The organism is Sorangium sp. So ce726 (assembly GCF_051521405.1).
Classification (GTDB): domain Bacteria; phylum Myxococcota_A; class Polyangia; order Polyangiales; family Polyangiaceae; genus Sorangium.
This window is the reverse complement of sequence record NZ_CP150349.1, coordinates 5,267,414-5,283,015: the sequence shown is the minus strand read 5'-3', so window position 1 is coordinate 5,283,015 and position 15,602 is coordinate 5,267,414. Positions and strand designations below refer to the sequence as shown.

Sequence of the window (15,602 nt, the reverse complement as noted above, 5' to 3'; positions counted from 1 at the left end):
TTGCTCTCTCCAGCGCAGGTGCGGTCGATGGCACCGGGAGGGGCGCATGTGGACTTCGAAGACAGGGAGAACCAGCGGTAGGTCAACAAGGGGGAAAGGCGTCGTCCAAGGGCTCGCCGGGCTTCTCGGGATCGGCCTCTGTCTCGGCATCTCCAGCGCTTCCGCCGGCGACGCGGCTCAGGGCATCTCGCCTCAGGGCATCTCGCCTCAGGGCATCTCGCCTCAGGCCCCGCCGCAGGGTCGCGCCGGGCCGCCGCAGCGGGCCGCGACCATCACGCAGCGCGCCCCGCAGCAGGCCGCGACCATCACGCAGCGCGCCCCGCAGCAGACCGCGATCATCACGCAGCGCGCCCCGCAGCGGGTCGAGCCCACCACCTACGTCGCGAACCCGCGGAGGGCGCGCTGGATCATCGCGGGCGCGTCGACCCTGGGCGGCTTCTGGGTCGCGTCGGCCGTCCGCGGCGCCGCGCTCTCGCTCGCGGAGCCGGAGGTGCGGATCCGGCTGGTGCCGCAGTGCTCCCAGGGCGCCTGCTTTCTCATCCGGCGCCACGAACGCACCTCGGCCAACCCCGCCTCGCTGCTGATCCCCCTCGCGGGTCCGTGGATCCACCTCGCCACGGGGCGGCCGACGGCGGCCAGCGCGGTCGGCCTCTCCCTCCTGGGCGCCGGGCAAGCTGTCGGCCTGGGGATGCTGCTCGGCGGCGTCGCCATGCCTCGGCAGGTGCGCGTGCCGCTGCACCGCGGCCAGGTCCTCCAGGTGGGCGCAGCCCCGCTCGTCACCCCCGGCGGGCTCGGGCTCTCGATCAGCGGATCGATGTAGGCGCGCCCGTCACCGCGCGAGGCGCGAGGCCCAGGATCGCCCGCACGCGCAGCCGCTCCTCGGGCGTGAACGTGCCCTCCAGCAGCGCCTCCTCGGCGGTGCGCCGCGCGTCGGGATCGGCCACCGTCGCCTCGATGTCCGCGCGCGCGCCGGCGAAGGCGTCGAGGCGCTGCTGCCAGGCCGCGCGCTGCCGATCGAGCTCCGCGAGCCGGTCCGCGGCCTCGGGGCCCACGGTCGCGACCCGGTGCGCGCGCAGCGCCTCGTCCGAGGCGCCCGCGTCCCGGAGCGCCTGCTCCTCGGCCTGCTGCGCGAGCGGGCGCGTCGCCGCCTCCCGCGCCTCGCGGACGGCTTCCGGGAGCGCCGCCTCGACCTCCGCGATCCGCGCGTCGCGCTCCTCCGGTGGCAGGGCCTTGTCCGCGAGGATGCGGGACTCCTCGATCGCCGCCTCGATCTCCCGCTCCTCGTCGCCGAACAGCCGCGCCGCGGCCGCCTCGCCGAACCATGCGCGCCGGATCTCGCGCACCGCGGCGAGGCGCGCCGCCGGATCGGCCTCCTGCTCGACGCGCGCCTCGCCGGCCGCCTCGCGGTAGCCGAGGTACCGGTCGAACAGCGCGATCGCCTGCTCCGCCGCGCGCCCCGTCGCCCGCTCCCGGATCGCCGCGACGACGCGGGCCCTGATCGCCGGCGCCGGCTCCTCGCCGGTGGCGCTGAGGAAGTAGTCGAACAGCCCGAGCAGCTCCGGGCCGACGACCAGATCGCCGCGCTCGTCGACGGTCACCGCGCCGTCGACGTCGGTGCCTCGGAGCGAGGGCGGCACGGCCTTCGTCGGCGGGCGCGGCGCCGCAGGGGGCCGCGATACCGACAGCGCCTGCCGGAGGCGCGTGGGAGACGGCGCCACCGAGAGCGCGGGCAGCGTTTCCTTCCGACCGGGGCGCGCGGTCCCGTTCGGGCGGCCGTGGTGTGCGGCCTGCCGGGGCCGCTCCCCCGAGACGAAGCGCCCCACGCCGATCATCGCGACGAGCGCCATGGCCACGATCAGAGCGGTCCTGCGACGACGCGCCACGAAGCTCCTCAGGACGCTAGAGGCCGACGGCCTTCAGCCGGCTCGCGTGCGACCGGAACACGGACTTCGGGTTCGGGCCAGACAGGTTGATAAACCCGAAGAGCTGATTGACCTCGTCGAGGTGGTTCATCGCATAATCGTCGCGGACAACCTCTCCGAAATGGGAGCTGCACCTGCCCACCATCCCGTCGTTCGACTCCGAATACAGCTTGGAGATGAGCCCGAGCGTCAGGTCTGTCGGATCGATGAGGCTCGTGACGATCGATGTCCCCGACCACGAGAAGAAGCGCACGCCGCCCTCCTCGGCGGGGCCCTGCCCGCACCGGCCGTCGGGCAGCCCGGCCGGGTAACGCGCGTTGAACTCGCGCATCCCGGCGGCGGACAGCGATCTGACGGCGGCGATCGCGTCCTGAGGCGCCGTGTGCCCGCTGAGCAGGCTGAGCACCGCGCCGAGGCCGTTGGCGAGGAACGAGAGCGCCCCCTCCGCGAACCCGCCCTCCCGCAGGTTCTCCTGGAGGAAACTGGCGAGCTCGGCCCCCTGATGCGGAGACCCGATGGTGGTCACCGAGGCAATGAGATCCGGCCGCACCGCGGCGACATACCGGGCGTCGAGCCCGCCATGGCTGTGCCCGACCAGGTTGACCTTCCCGCTCCCGGTGCGCGCGACGATATCCTCGATCTGCGCGAGCAGCGCCTCCCCCCGCGCCTCGGTGCTGTCGAACTGGGGCACCTCGGTGGCATACACCTCCGCTCCGCCGGAGCGCAGCGCCGACGCGATCCCACCGAAGTAGTCGATCACACCGAACATCGCCTTGAAGCCGGCCATCCCGTGACAGAGCACGATCGGATACCGCGTCTGCGCATAGCTCTTCATCGCCAGCGCGCCCTCGCCGACCTCGGCGCGCTCCGCGTCCGCCGGCTCGTCCATCGACGCGACGCATCCTGGCGAGAGCAGCACCACGACAGCTCCCGCCGTGCACCGCAATGCGTCAATCCACATTCGGCGCCCGGCCCATCGTTTTCTCTCGACTCTCTCCTGATTTCGAGCGGGTGTGACGGCGGTTGGGATTGCAGCGCGCGTGCTGGAGGAATGAGCTCGTCTGATCACCTGTCACCTCTGATAGAGTATTTGTTTAATTCGAATCAAGCAGAACTCACAGGCTCTCAGCGCAACAAGCACCTCGCGTAACCTGGACAATCGGCAGGCCGGTGTCCTCCCCTTCACGGCTCACGTTGGTCCAGGCGGCGCGACAGGCCATCAGCGCAGGGGCGCAGAGCCGCCCATATCGCGGCGCGGGGGCCGGGACACGCGGACGGACGAGGCGGAGGGCGCGCGCCCTCGGGGCGGCTAGGTCGCCGTGGCGCCGAGGACGATGCGCGCGTTCTCGGGCACCGCCGTCAGGAACCGCTCGCGCCGCCGCGGGTCCGCGATCCGCCGCGCCCGCGCGAGCAGGAGCTCCCTGGCCTCCGAGAGCACCGCGGAGGCCTCGCCGTGGGCGCCGGACGCCGCGAGCGCCTCGGCGTAGGCGAGCCGCACGAGCGACTCCCCTTCTTCCAGGGATCCGAGCGCCGCGAGCTCGCCGAACGCCGCCCGCGCCGCGCCGAGCGCCGCCGCGACCTCGCCCGCGGCGAGCAGCGCCCGCGCGCGCACCGCCACGGCGGCCGCGCGCAGCCGGGGGGCCACGTGCAGCGCCGCCTCGGCCGCGCGCGCCTCCCGCTCGGCGGTCGCGGCGTCGCCGGAGAGGAGCGCGATCTTCGCGAGGTAGGTCCGCGCCACGCCCTCCATGCGGAGGTCGCCCCGCTGCTGGAACGCCTCCACCGCGCGCCGCTCGACGAGCTGCGCCTCGTCGAGCTTGCCGAGCTGCCCGAGCGCGTGACCGAGGTTGTGCAGCGCCACCGTCTCGAGCTCGCGCAGCCCCATCCGGTCGGCGGCCTCCAGGGCGGCGCGCAGGACGGACTCGGCCGCCCCGAGCTCGCCGAGCTCGGCGTAGATGAAGCCGAGGTTCGCGCCGATCACGCACGCGCTGCGCCTGTCCCCGGCCTGCTCGAAGGCCGCGAGCGCCGCCTCCAGGCCCTCGAGGCACGCCTCGGGATCGCCGCCGGCCGAGGCGCGGATCGCCCGGAGCTGCTGCGCCATCGCGACGAGCTCGGCGTCCGGCGGCGGAGGCGCGCGGAGGTCCTCGTCGATGCGCGCGAGCAGCGCGTCGGCCTCGGCGTAGCGGCCGCCGAAGACGAGCTGCGCGCCGCACTCGCAGAAGCACGCGATGCGGGCGCGGCGCAGCGCAGCCGCGCCGGAGGACAGCGCCCCGGACGCGGCGGAGAGCGGCCCCGCCTGCGCCGCGGAGGGTACCCCCGCCTGCGCCGCGGAGGGTACCCCCGCCTGCGCTGCGGAGGGCGGCGCGGGGGGCGCGCAGGACGGCGGTCCCACCGTAGCCGCGGACATCCCCTCGGCGACGGCAGCCCACCGCGCCACGCGGTCGACCGCGCCTAGCTTCCCGGCAGCGGCGGCGATCTGGGTGACCGCCCGGAACCACCCGGCGCAGCCGGCGGGGAGCAGCTCGGCCGCGGACGCGCCCAGCTCCTCGGCCGCCGCGAGGTCGCCCGTCCAGACGTTGACCTCGGCCGCGACCAGCCGGAGCGCGCCGAGATCCTCGCCCTCGGCGCCGCACGCCTCGCCGCACGCGGCGCGCTCGATCGCGGCGCGCAGGTCGTTCGCCTCGAGCGACTGCTCGGCCGCGCGGCGGTACCAGCGCACCGCGCGGCCGGGCTCTCCGCCGCGGCGGAAGTGCTCGGCCACGCCCCGTGGATCGGCGGAGGCGCTCCGCTCGAGCCACGCGCCCGCGAGCCGGTGGCCGAGGGCGCGATCGCGCTCGGTCAGCATGGCGTACGCGGCCTCGCGGACGAGCGTGTGGCGGAAGACGTAGTCGACGGCGTCGGCGAGGCCCGCCGACGCGGAGGCCGGCGCGACGAGCTCGCGGTCGGCGAGCGCCGTCAGCCAGGCCTCCACGTCGGCGAGCCGCTCCTCGCCGCCGAGCAGCGCCGCGACGCCGCGCTTCGAGAAGCGATCGCCGAAGATGCTGGCCGCCCGGAGCACGCGCTTGCCCTCGTTGCCCTCGGCGTCGAGCCGCGCCTCCACCGTGCCGAGCACCGAGTCGGGCAGGAGCTCCTCCTTGCCGCTCGCGACCGCGCGGATGAGCTCTTCCAGGTAGAACGGGTTGCCGCCGGCGCGCTCGACGAGGTGCGCGACCACGCCCTCGGTCACGGGCTCGCCGAGCGCGGCGCGCACGAGCTCCGCGCTCGCGCGGCGCGGCAGCGGGCCGAGCTTGATCGTCTGCACCTCGCGCTCGGCCCACAGGCTCGGGAACAGCCGGTGGACGTCCGGGCGCGCGAGCGCGAGCAGCATGAGCGGGAGCTCGCGGAGGTTCCGCAGCGTCGCGTCGAGCAGGCGCACGGTGGCGGCGTCGCCCCAGTGCAGGTCCTCGAGCGCGAGGAGCACGGGGCGCGCGGCGCACTCGGCGGCGAGCCAGTCCTCCCAGGCGGCCCCCACGCCGTCGCTCATGCCGGTGGCGCTCTGGCGCGCCGCCCGCACCATGCGGGCGTGCTCCGGCGACGGCGCGCCGGAGATCTCGCCGAGGAACGCCGCGGCGCGATCGAGCGCCGGGCCGCCCAGGTGGCGCCCGAGCCGCTGCTTCAGCTTGCGCTGCCGCGCCCACGCCGGGTCGCGCGCGCGGAGGCCGGCGGCCCGGCAGAGCACGTCCGCGATCATGCCGAACGGCGAGCCGGGAGAGCCCGAGTCGGCGCGGCCCCAGAGGATCTCGATCGGCTCGTCCCGCTGCCGCAGGGCGGCGAAGAGCTCCAGGCGGAGCCGGGACTTGCCGGCGCCGGGCGGCCCGAGGACGAGCACCGCGCTCGCGAGCGACTCGGAGATGCATCCGGCGAGCACGCCGTGGAGCATCGAGAGCTCGCGGGCGCGGCCGACGCACGGCGTGCGCTTCCCCAGCAAGGCGGGGGCGATCTCGTCCACGACGCGCTCGCCGTAGAGGAAGAGCGGCTCGCCCGGCGTCGAGGGGGCGGGGGTCGTCGAGGGGACAGCGTGCGCGACGATGAAGCGCGGGCCGAGCATGTCGGCGGTCGCGCCGTCGATGCGCACCGCGCGCACCTCACGCTCATCGAGCGCCGCGCGGAGCTCGGCGAGGCCGCGGTCGATCACGTCGCCCTCGGCGAGGCCGGCGGAGAAGACGCCCCGCCCCGTGATGACGCAGAGCGGCGCGGCCGGAAGCTCGGTGCGGAGGGCGAGCGCGCACTGGGCGGCGCGCTCGGCGCGATCCACGGCGCTGCCGGGGCCGGACATCATGACGACCTCCACGCCCGGGACGAGCTGCGTGAGCCTGCCGCCGTGGAGCTCGACGAGCGAGCGGATCTCCGCGGCCCGCGCGCTCGACGTGGACGGCTGCGACCTGCTCGATCCGGGCGGCAGCTGCGACCTGCGCGAGCCGGGCGGCAGCTGCGACCTGCGCGAGCCGGGCGGCTCCGACCTGCGCGAGGCCGGCGGCTCGCCAGGGGCCTCCTGGGTCTGCGCGGCGGGCTGCGGCGCCCGGGCTGCGCTGTGGCCGGGCTCGCCGAGCAAGACGAGGCTCACGACGCGCTGCTCGCCCAGGGTGAGGGCGGCGCGGTCGCGCGGGGCGAGGCCGTGGGCCGGCGCGTCTGCGCCGCCCGCGAGCGTCGGCGCGTCGGGCGGCGCGGTCCACGCGCCCCGCACCGCGGCGATCCGGTCGAGCTCGGCCGCGACCTCGGCGCCGTCGCGCGGGCGGTCGCCGGGCTGCCTGGAGAGCATGCGCGCGACGAGCTCGTCGAGCGGCGCGGGCGCGTCCGCGCGGACGTCGCGGAGGCGGGGCGGGTTCATCAGCAGCACCCTGCTGAGCGCGGCCATCGGGCTCGCGCTCGCGAAGGCGGGCTGGCCGGCGAGGCACTCGAAGAGGACGCACCCGAGGGAGAACACGTCGCTGCGCGGGTCGGGCACGCCGTGCGCCTCGACCTGCTCCGGGGCCATGTACCCCGGCGTGCCGAGGACACCGCCGGTGACGGTGACGCGCCCCGCGTCGCTGCTGGGGCGCGCGATGCCGAAGTCGACGAGCTTGACCCGCCCGGCGTCCCCGCCCGGGAGGAAGAGGTTGCTCGGCTTGATATCGCGGTGGACGATGCCGCGCGCGTGCGCAAACGCGAGGGCGTCGGCGGCCCGGCGCACGAGCAACAGCCCCTCGCTCGCCGGCAGGACGCGGCGCGCGAGGCGGGCGGCGAGGTCCTCGCCGTCGAGCCACTCCATGGCGAGGTAGCGATCGCCTTCCGGGGTGCTGCCGTGCGCGACGTAGCGCACGATGCCCGGGTGGACGAGCGCGGCGAGGAGGGCGGCCTCCCGCTCGAACCGCTCGATCTGGATCTCGTTCCTCAGCCGGACGATCTTGAGGGCGACCGCCGCGCCGCCGAGGCGGTCGTACGCCTTGTAGACGGTGCCCATCCCTCCGGAGGCGGCCTCGCCCTCGACGACGAAGCGCCCCGCGATGATCTCCGCGTGGCCCACGTCAGCGCAGGAACACGGTGACCGAGCCGAGGTTCGGCGTCCTCTCGACGACGAGCTTGCCCGAGCTGGTGCGGACCTTGCCGCGGCAGTTCGGGAAGCTTCCGTCGCTGTCCGGCTCGTCGCACAGGCTGTCGCACGAGCCGGCGACCTGGATCGCGCACGTCTCGAGCGAAGGCCCGCAGGCGCGCGCGAGCGACGAAGGCTCGGGAGGGAGGCACGCGTGGTAGCGGCGCTGCGGCGCGAAGATGTTGCCGTAGTAGGTGGCCTCGCGCCTCGGGTAGTCCGCGCGCTCGACCTTGCCGGCCTGGAGCTCCTCGCGATCTCCGCGGACGGAGATGTTCACCCTGTGCCCGAGGTAATTGACGCGGGCGAGGACGCAGCCGCTGACCCAGGAGCGGCACGCTTCGTCGCAGGCGCCGCCCTCCTCGCCCCAGCTCGCCGCGAGGCCGAGCTCCCCTCGGAAGGAGAACTCGTCGTCGTCGACGGCGACGGTGAAGCCTTCTCCCTCGGGCAGCGCGCAGCCCGCGACGTACTTCAGCAGGGTGCGCGCGGCCGGGTCGCGGAGCGCCTCGGCCGTGAGCGGGTGGCCCGAGAGCGCCTCGGCCGTGAGCGCGTTCGACATCAGCGCCTTCGACGTCAGCGCGTTCGACGTCAACGCGTTCGACGTCAGCGCGTTCGACGTCAGCGCGTTCGCCGTCTGGGCGGCCTGGGACGCGGCGTCCCCGGCGTCCTCGGCCGGAGCGTCCGGATCGAGCGCCACCGCGCACGCGCTCGCGAAGAGCGCGACGATGGCCAGGAGGAGTGCAGCTAGCTTCGGCGAATGCTCCATGGATAAGGCCCCCCTGGGATGCCCATGAGCGCATGGCCCACGAGCTCCCGAAACGACCGGCGCCGAGGCGCGGGCCACGGGGTGCGCGCATCGAACACCGGTGCGTGATCTTGTTCAGATACACGAGCCGCGAAGAAGCCCACGAGTCGGAGCGGCCGATGGGGCCATCTCCGCTGCAGAGACAAATGGAAAGATGTCACCGATACCCCGCCGGGCAAAGACCGACGCGCACGCAATGGTCTCTTTTTTTGTGTCGCGGTGCGATCGGTCTGTTGACGCTGTCGCCGTGAGACTCCTGCTCTGTCCAAGGCATCATGGACAGCGATGCTGGCACCGGGGACGGAGGAGCGATGGCGTGCGGTCGAAGTGCGATGGTGGCGACACGATGGCCTGTTGCTGACAGCCAACCTCCTCGCCGGGAGGCGCCCGGAAAGGCGCTCGGCGGGCTCGATCCATCCGAGCGGACGACGGCATGGGCATGCGCCTCCCGGGCCCCGCCGTCGACTCCCTGAGCTCCCCCGGCGGGCCCGCTGGCCGCCGGGGGAGCTCAGGGGGCGCCGAGGTCGTCCGTGCCGGCCGATGTGTTGCGTCCGCAGCGGTCGCGCGACGGAGGGCGGGGCGTCGGGCGTGGGCGTTGGGCGAAGGACGGCGGCTGGACGGGCTGCTCGGCGCGGTGCGTCGGCGCCCTTGACGTCGCTGCGTGTTGATCATTACATGCCCGAACCATGAAGGGCCATGCGCGCAATCTGATGACCGAGCGCGTTATCGCTTTGGAGCAGGGCACGCCGGTCATCGACATGCTGCAGCTGTTCGCCAACCATCACCTGAGCGGCGCGCCGGTCATCGACGGGGGGCACCACATCGTCGGGTTCGTCAGCGAGACGGATCTCCTGGGCGTGCTCCTGCGCAAGGAGTACGCGGGCATGACGGCCGCGGACGTGATGAGCACCCCGCCCATCTGCGTGGACGAGTTCATGCCCACGGACGAGGTGATGACCCTGCTGCGCGCGAACCGGATCCACCATCTGCCGGTGGTGCGCGAGGGGCGCCTCGTCGGGATCATCACCCCGCAGGACATCCTGCGCTATTTCGTGGAGTGCGTGATGCCGCTCCCGCCGAGCACCGCCTGACGACGCGCGCCTGCCAGCGCGAGGCGCCGGTCAAGCCGAGGACGCCTCCCCGCCGGGCGCACGACGCTGGCGCGGGCAGTGGATCAATGTAGACGAGAGGTCACGAACCACTCCGGGGAGATGTACCCGTCGGGGCTCGAGATGGGGATCGTGCATGTCCCGTCGAGCGCGGTATAGGACTCGATCCGCGTCTCCGTGTCGAGGTACCCGACCGCCGACGCGGTGTTGCACTCGTCGTACCCGGGCGGCGCGCCGCCCCCGTCGTCGAAGCGCGCGCACTCGGCGTGGGACAGCACCGCGTAGTGCAGGTGCGAATTGCCCGGATCGCAGGGGAAGCTGTCCTCCGCCGGGCACTCCGTCCACTTGGTGTCGCAATAGAGGTTGTGTTGCCTCGGGATGTCGTCCCAATAGGCGATCTTCCCGAGCGGCGTGTCGGTGCCGATGTCCTGTCCCACGAGGGTCATCGCCAGCTCATCCACGTCGAGGTGCCCGTAGAACGAGCAGAACCGCTTCTCCTCGCCGTTCTCCAAGAAGCGGTGCTCGACGAGCGCGATGCCCAGGTACTGCGAGCAGTTGATGCCGGCCCGGAGGAGCTTGCCAGGGGCGATCGGGAAGACGTAGGTGCCCTCCGTCCGGCCGCTCGCCTTGCCGATGTCCTCTCCGAGGTGCCGGCCATCATTCCAGCCCGGCTTGTGGCCTATGTTCTGGATCATCTTGTGGTCGGGGAACGGGAACTGGAGGTTCCCCGTGGGCGCGATGCACGCGTCGTTCACCCTCTCGTTGATCCTGCACCCCAGCGGGCAGTAGGTCGCGTGGTCGAAGCGGTAGACGCGCGTCCTCTCTCGCCTGTTCTGGCCGTCGCCTTCACGCCCCTCGCACGGCACCCAGCGCGTCGTCGCGCCGTCCTCGCGCTCGCAGTACGCCTTGCAGGTGTAGAGCATCCATGGGTCGCCCGCGGCGTGCAGGCCGGGGTTGTGGCCGCAGTAGGCAGGGTCGTTCAGGAGGACGTCATCGCTGTTGTTGCACAGGATCGCGTCCGGGTCAGCGGTGATGTCGCTGCACGTGTTGCCGAAGAACTCCGCGATCGATCTGCAGAACGAGCTCTGGGCCCCGTACGGATCCGGGCCGCAGATCCCGCACGCGGTGCCGCACGAGATCCCCGTGGCGTGCCAGCCGTCGGGGCGGTAGAGCTGCCGATCGCGGCACTCGAACACCTGCCCGCCGCGGCCGCAGACGCTCGCGCCCCGCCGCCGGGACGACGGAGGGACCTCGTTCCCCTGGTAATCGAGGATGGCGTCGCAGCGCGACGAGGGGCTCGGCTCCGGCGCCGGATCCGGGATCCCGAACGGCTCCTGAGGATCCACGGAGGAATCGCACACGTCGTGATGCCCCCTGGCGTCGCGCGGAAGGCACGCCTCAGAGCACTCCTCGTAGGGAACCGGACGGCCCACGACGGCGCGCGTGGACTCCGCCGACGGCGGACAGTACGTCCAATCGTCGTAGTCGCACTGGTACAAGGTCCCGACGCGGCCGGTGATCCCGTGTTGACCGCAGAACAGATGGCGGCAGAAGCGGTTGCCGTCCGGCCCCACCCTCGTGTACACCGCGTCGGTGACCGTGGGGCACGCCTCGTCGCAGCGGTCCCAGTCGCGGATCGTCTTGGCGCCGTCCTGGGGCTGCGAACCGGTGACCTCGTGGTAGTGCATGGTCGGCAGCTCCCGCACGGGCTTGCACTCGCCGGAGCCGCCGAGCGCGGAGCATTCCCGGTAAGGCACAGGGCGGGCGCCCGGCCCGGGGCAGGCGAAGAGCTGCGTCGCCTTTCCCTTGATCTTGATCAAGGGCTCTCCAAAGCTCCTCGCCAGGTCGTTGTTCCAGGGGCTGCGAAAGACCTGATCGCCGCAGAAGGTCTGGCCTTGCTCGACCGACTTCCATGTCCCGTCCTTGTCCTGGAACTGCTCCGGGCAGCGGCCGAACTCCGCGCCCTCCTCCTCCGGCTTGCCCGGCTCGCAGGGGCGATTGAGGTCGAGCCACCCCTCTTCGCCGCAGATCCATTCGCTGCGGTTGCCGTGGCCGAGGCCGCAGATCGTCTCGCCGCACGCGGTCGTGGTGACCTCGTTGTCGAAGCTGTCCTGCACGCCGCGGCAGGCGTTGCAGGTGCCCGCGCGCTGCGTGCACGAGAGCCCCAGGCTCTGCCACCCGTCCGCGGTGCACACCATCTTCACCCCGTCGCTGCCAGCGCCGGTCGGGAAACACACGCGTTGCCCGCAGGTGCGCGGGATGTGCTCGCCGCCGGCCACGGGCGGTATCTCGCACGGGCACTCGCTCGTCGCGGCGTCGGTGCACGCCCCGCGGCGGCAGCCCCCCTCGCAGATCGTCCACTCGAGCGGGATCTGGCCCGCGCCCGCGCACTGGTACACGGCCGCGGGCTCGCCGTTCACGACGTCCGCGCCGCAGAAGGTCCCTGCGCCAGGACAGGAGAGATCACCGCACCTGTTCCCCGGGAAGCTGCGCCAGTTGTCGTTCGCGCCGAGGTCGACGCAGTGATAGGCGATGAGGTCGCGCCCGCACACGAAGCTGTCACACCGGGTGTCCTCGATCGGGATCGCCTGGCCGTTGTAATAGAAGCCGTCGCTGCACGCGCACGCGTCGTCGTTCGCCTGCGCGCCGAGCGGCGGCGCCGCGACGGCGGGCGGGGGCGGTTCCTGGCCGCAGCCCATACCGGCCACCACCCCGGCGGCGAGCAGCACGGCGAGCGTCCCGAGGAGGCGCACAGCCGGCACACGCCGGAGGCGGCTCGAGAGAGCGCTTCGGTGCGATGGACTGCCCTCGACGCGATCATGCATGCGCTGCATCTCCCGGCTGCTCTTCAGCTCACTTCGCGATCTTGCGGACGTCCCCCGCCCGGGTCGCCCAGTAGACGAACGCCTCGTCGACGGCGATCGCGATCGCGTCGAGCTGGCCCACGGCGAGCGTCGTCACGGCGCCGCCGGCCTTCGGGACCTTGCGGATCGAGCCGACACGGTTGGCCCAGTAGACAGCGCCGCCATCGCCGGGATCGACGGCGATCCCGGCGGGGCTCGGCTGGTCGTCGGCGAGCACCGTGAGGTCGGCGCCGTCCTTGGCGAGCCGGAACACGAACCCGTTCGGGCTGCTCCAGAAGAGGTGTTCAGCGTCGACGGCGAGATAGTGAGGCGTGAGGTTGGTCGTGTCCACCACCTGTCCGGACGCGATCTGGCGCCGCTCGGTGCCGTCCTTGCGGAGCTTCACGACGGTGCCGTCGGTCCGGGACCAGTAGAGGTGCTCTGCGTCGCTCGCGAGCGCGCCCCCGGGCTCGGAGAACACGCCGGTGATCTCCTGCGCGCTCTGTCCGCTCGTGAGGGCGTCGACGCGGTAGATCCCGCCCTGAGAGAGCGAGGTGAACCAGGCCTCGCTGCCGTCGGTGACGACGGCCCAGGGGTCGGGGATCGCGGTGGTGAGGGGGATCGCGGCGCCGCCGGACAAGGGGTACCGGAGCACGCCGGATGCCCCGGTGACGATGGCGTCGGCGCCGAGGAGGGCGATGTCCTCGAAGCGGTCGGCGCTGCAGCCCACGACCCCGGGAGGAGCCCCGTTGGCGAGGCACGTCGCGCCGCCGGAGAGCTTGTCGATGCGGACGGCGATGCCGCCGGCGTGCTGGAAGCCGACCAGGTAAAGGGCGCTGTTGTCGAGGACGAGGGCCGACGGCACCGCGAGGCCCGAGGCGAGCGACGTGGCGCCCGGGGCGCACTCCCCGGCGTCGCAGAGGCCGCCCGCGCAGTCGTTGCCGCACGCGCCGCAGTTGAACGGGTCCGAGGCGAGCGCGACCTCGCAGCCGGTGAAGGCGTCCCCGTCGCAGTCCGCGTACCCGGCGTCGCACGCGACCTCGCAGGCGCCCGCGACGCAGGTGGCGGCGGCGTGGAGCGCGCTGCAGGTGTTGCCGCAGGCCCCGCAGTTGTCCGCGTCGCCTTCGACGTCCGCCTCGCAGCCGTTCGCAGGCTCGCCGTCGCAGTCGGCGTGGCCGAGGTCGCACGCGAGCGAGCACCTGCCAGCCGCGCACGAGGGCGTCGCGTGCTGGTCGCCGCAGACGTTGCCGCAGAATCCGCAGTTGTCCACGTCGCTCGACGTGTCCCCGCAGTCGCCCCCGCCGCCCCCCGCGCCGTCGCTGTCGAGGCAGAGGCCGAACGCGCGGATCGAGCTGCTGAACGCCTCGCAGCGGGCATGGACGCCGGACATCGCCGCCAGATCGCACTGATACGCGAGCTCCGGATCGAGCGTCGCGCAGCAGGTATCGAGCAGCGCATCGCACGGGGCCGCGCTGAACGGCTCGTCCGGGGCGAGCCTCGGACAGCGGCCCGCGTCCGCTGCGCCGCCGAGGTAGTCGAGGCACCGCGCCGCGTCGGCCTCCCCCGCGAGGGCGGCGCAGCGCTCGCGCGCCCCCTCGGGGAGCGAGGGACAGCACCGCTCCGACAGGTAACCGCAGCTCTCGGCCGCGGGGTCGACGTCGGCGCAAAAGCCGTTGTCCTTGGCGTCGCTCTCCAGGAACTGGTGACACAGCTGCTCGTTGCCCCGGAATCCGGTCGCGTGGCACGCTTCCCTGAGCTGCGCCGGCAGCGCCGCGCAGCACGCGTCGAGCAGGCCGGCGCAGCTCGGGCCATAGGGGACCACCGGCGCCCCACCCTCCCCGGGCCCTCCCGTGCAGAGATCGACCGCGTTGGCGCTCGCGAGGAAATCATCGCACGCGGCGTCATTCTCCTGGCTCGCGGCGGTGTGGCAGCCCGCGACGAGCTCGGCGGGGAGCGCGGGGCAGCACGCTTCGTCGAGGTGATCGCACCCTCGTCGAGACCCGCTCGCCACGGGGGCACACGCGCCGAACGCGGTGCCATCCGCGTTGCACTGCTGCGCGCCGAGCGACCCGTCGGCGAGGAAACAGGCGGACAGGGCGCCTGGCGAACAGATGGCATCGTCACCGCAATCGGCGCCGAACAAGGCGAGAGCGAGGAGGAGAGCGGGGCGGAGGCGTGAGTTGTTGCGACGCATGACGGTCGTGAACAACGCTAGAGTGCCCCGGAACGACGTGTCAATTGGGGTTCCGAGCCGACGCACGCCTGAAACCGACGATCGGAACCGGGCATTGGCGCGGAGTTCTCGGCCGATTCCCGATCCGGCCGGCGACGCGCCGTGTTCACGACATCCGCCGAATCGGTGGGCGCCAGCGGAAGCATCCCCTCGAATTTCTCGAAAAAATTCACAGGGAGGCGGGGAGACGGGGAGATTGGTGGGATTCTACTCCCCGTCTCCCCGCCTCCCTGTTGAATTTCCCGCTCGCGCGCGCTCCGCCCCCTACCGCCGGTCGAACTGGTACCGCGCCCGCTCGGCGCCCTCGATCTCCACCACGATGCGCTTCGGACCGAGCCGCACGACCGCGTGCGCGGCGGCGGGGCGGCCCGGCGCGTCGTCGTCGAGGTTCTCGATCAGGCTCTGGAGCGTCACGTACGGGATGCCGCGGATCACGTCGAGGTGGTTCCAGTGCAGGTGGCCGTTGAAGACGGCGAGGACGCCGTGCTCCTCGAAGATCTTCCGCATCGCGCGCCGCTCGCGCACGAGGCAGATGTGCGGGCTCCCCTCGAACCAGCGGTTGCCCCGGAGATCCTGATCGGCCGCGCTGTGGTGCATCAGCACGATCTTGGGCAGCGAGGACGCCGCGAGGTCCTCGCCGAGCCAGGCGAGCTGCTCTGGCCCGAGCGAGATGTCGTGATCCTTGCGCTCGCGCGTGTGGAGGATCGTGAAGTGGAAACCGCCGCGGTCGAAGGAGTAGTGGAGCCGCGTCGCCTCGGGTCTGCCCCAGGCGGACAGCAGCTCGGCCTCGCTCAGGTGGATCACGTCGTGGTTGCCGGCGACGTGGAAGAGCTCGGCCTTCAGGCCGCGGAGCGCGGCCATGCAGGCGCCGTAGCGCTCCCGATCGGCCTCGGGCCCCTCATCCTCGATGTCGTCGCCCAGGTTCACGACGAGATCGGGCCGCGCGACCTCGTTCATCCGCTTCACGAAGGCGCGGGTCAGCGCGGGCGCCTCGCCCGTGAGCTTGCGCAGCTTGCCCCCGAACGATGCCTCCGGGCCGAAGTGCAGGTCCGAGACGAGGGCGACGACGAGCTCCATGCGTGCCTCGC

General features: G+C 73.0%; 9 protein-coding genes. 2 read left to right on the top strand and 7 right to left on the bottom strand.

The window, feature by feature from the left end; genetic code table 11:
• Positions 1-46 precede the first annotated feature (46 nt).
• A complete protein-coding gene (locus WME79_RS19635) occupies positions 47-820 on the top strand; it encodes a hypothetical protein (RefSeq protein WP_437538098.1) in 774 nt (257 codons plus the stop codon).
• Here the strand turns inward: WME79_RS19635 and WME79_RS19630 are convergent.
• The 4 genes from WME79_RS19630 to WME79_RS19615 all read right to left on the bottom strand — a co-directional run bounded on the left by WME79_RS19630 (position 804) and on the right by WME79_RS19615 (position 8,290).
• Positions 804-1,883 (bottom strand): lipase secretion chaperone, encoded by a 1,080-nt coding sequence (locus tag WME79_RS19630; protein WP_437538096.1) that lies wholly within the window; start codon positions 1,881-1,883, stop codon positions 804-806. The two genes, WME79_RS19635 and WME79_RS19630, sit on opposite strands and share 17 nt — an antisense overlap.
• A 16-nt stretch (positions 1,884-1,899) precedes the next feature.
• Entirely contained in the window at positions 1,900-2,811 is a 912-nt protein-coding gene (locus WME79_RS19625) for an esterase/lipase family protein (RefSeq protein WP_437538094.1), read from the bottom strand.
• Positions 2,812-3,231: 420 nt separating this feature from the next.
• Positions 3,232-7,461 (bottom strand): serine/threonine-protein kinase, encoded by a 4,230-nt coding sequence (locus tag WME79_RS19620; RefSeq protein WP_437538092.1) that lies wholly within the window; start codon positions 7,459-7,461, stop codon positions 3,232-3,234.
• A 1-nt stretch (position 7,462) separates the two neighbouring features.
• Positions 7,463-8,290, bottom strand: coding sequence for a hypothetical protein (locus WME79_RS19615; RefSeq protein WP_437538090.1), 828 nt, complete (start codon positions 8,288-8,290; stop codon positions 7,463-7,465).
• A gap of 749 nt (positions 8,291-9,039) precedes the next feature.
• Between WME79_RS19615 and WME79_RS19610 the strand changes: the two genes are divergently transcribed.
• Positions 9,040-9,420: a CBS domain-containing protein gene (locus WME79_RS19610; RefSeq protein WP_437538088.1), complete on the top strand. Its 381-nt coding sequence runs from the start codon at positions 9,040-9,042 to the stop codon at positions 9,418-9,420.
• A gap of 83 nt (positions 9,421-9,503) precedes the next feature.
• On the opposite strand, the gene WME79_RS19605 is transcribed toward WME79_RS19610, so the two are convergent.
• From WME79_RS19605 to WME79_RS19595, 3 genes are all read right to left on the bottom strand, one after another.
• Positions 9,504-12,272, bottom strand: a complete 2,769-nt coding sequence (locus tag WME79_RS19605; protein ID WP_437538086.1) for a hypothetical protein — start codon at positions 12,270-12,272, stop codon at positions 9,504-9,506.
• A 19-nt stretch (positions 12,273-12,291) separates the two neighbouring features.
• Positions 12,292-14,475, bottom strand: coding sequence for a hypothetical protein (locus tag WME79_RS19600; RefSeq protein ID WP_437538084.1), 2,184 nt, complete (start codon positions 14,473-14,475; stop codon positions 12,292-12,294).
• Positions 14,476-14,778: 303 nt separating this feature from the next.
• Positions 14,779-15,591 carry a metallophosphoesterase family protein gene (locus tag WME79_RS19595; protein WP_437538082.1) on the bottom strand — a complete coding sequence of 271 codons (813 nt, stop codon included), beginning with the start codon at positions 15,589-15,591 and terminating at the stop codon, positions 14,779-14,781.
• Positions 15,592-15,602 lie beyond the last annotated feature (11 nt).

Bases quoted from the DNA above. Each gene is read 5' to 3' on its own strand.
- WME79_RS19635 (WP_437538098.1), top strand. From the start codon at position 47: ATGTGGACTTCGAAGACAGGGAGAACCAGCGGTAGGTCAACAAGGGGG.
- WME79_RS19625 (WP_437538094.1), bottom strand. From the start codon at position 2,811: ATGGACGAGCCGGCGGACGCGGAGCGCGCCGAGGTCGGCGAGGGCGCG.
- WME79_RS19615 (WP_437538090.1), bottom strand. From the start codon at position 8,290: ATGGAGCATTCGCCGAAGCTAGCTGCACTCCTCCTGGCCATCGTCGCG.
- WME79_RS19610 (WP_437538088.1), top strand. From the start codon at position 9,040: ATGACCGAGCGCGTTATCGCTTTGGAGCAGGGCACGCCGGTCATCGAC.
- WME79_RS19605 (WP_437538086.1), bottom strand. From the start codon at position 12,272: ATGCAGCGCATGCATGATCGCGTCGAGGGCAGTCCATCGCACCGAAGC.
- WME79_RS19600 (WP_437538084.1), bottom strand. From the start codon at position 14,475: ATGCGTCGCAACAACTCACGCCTCCGCCCCGCTCTCCTCCTCGCTCTC.
- WME79_RS19595 (WP_437538082.1), bottom strand. From the start codon at position 15,591: ATGGAGCTCGTCGTCGCCCTCGTCTCGGACCTGCACTTCGGCCCGGAG.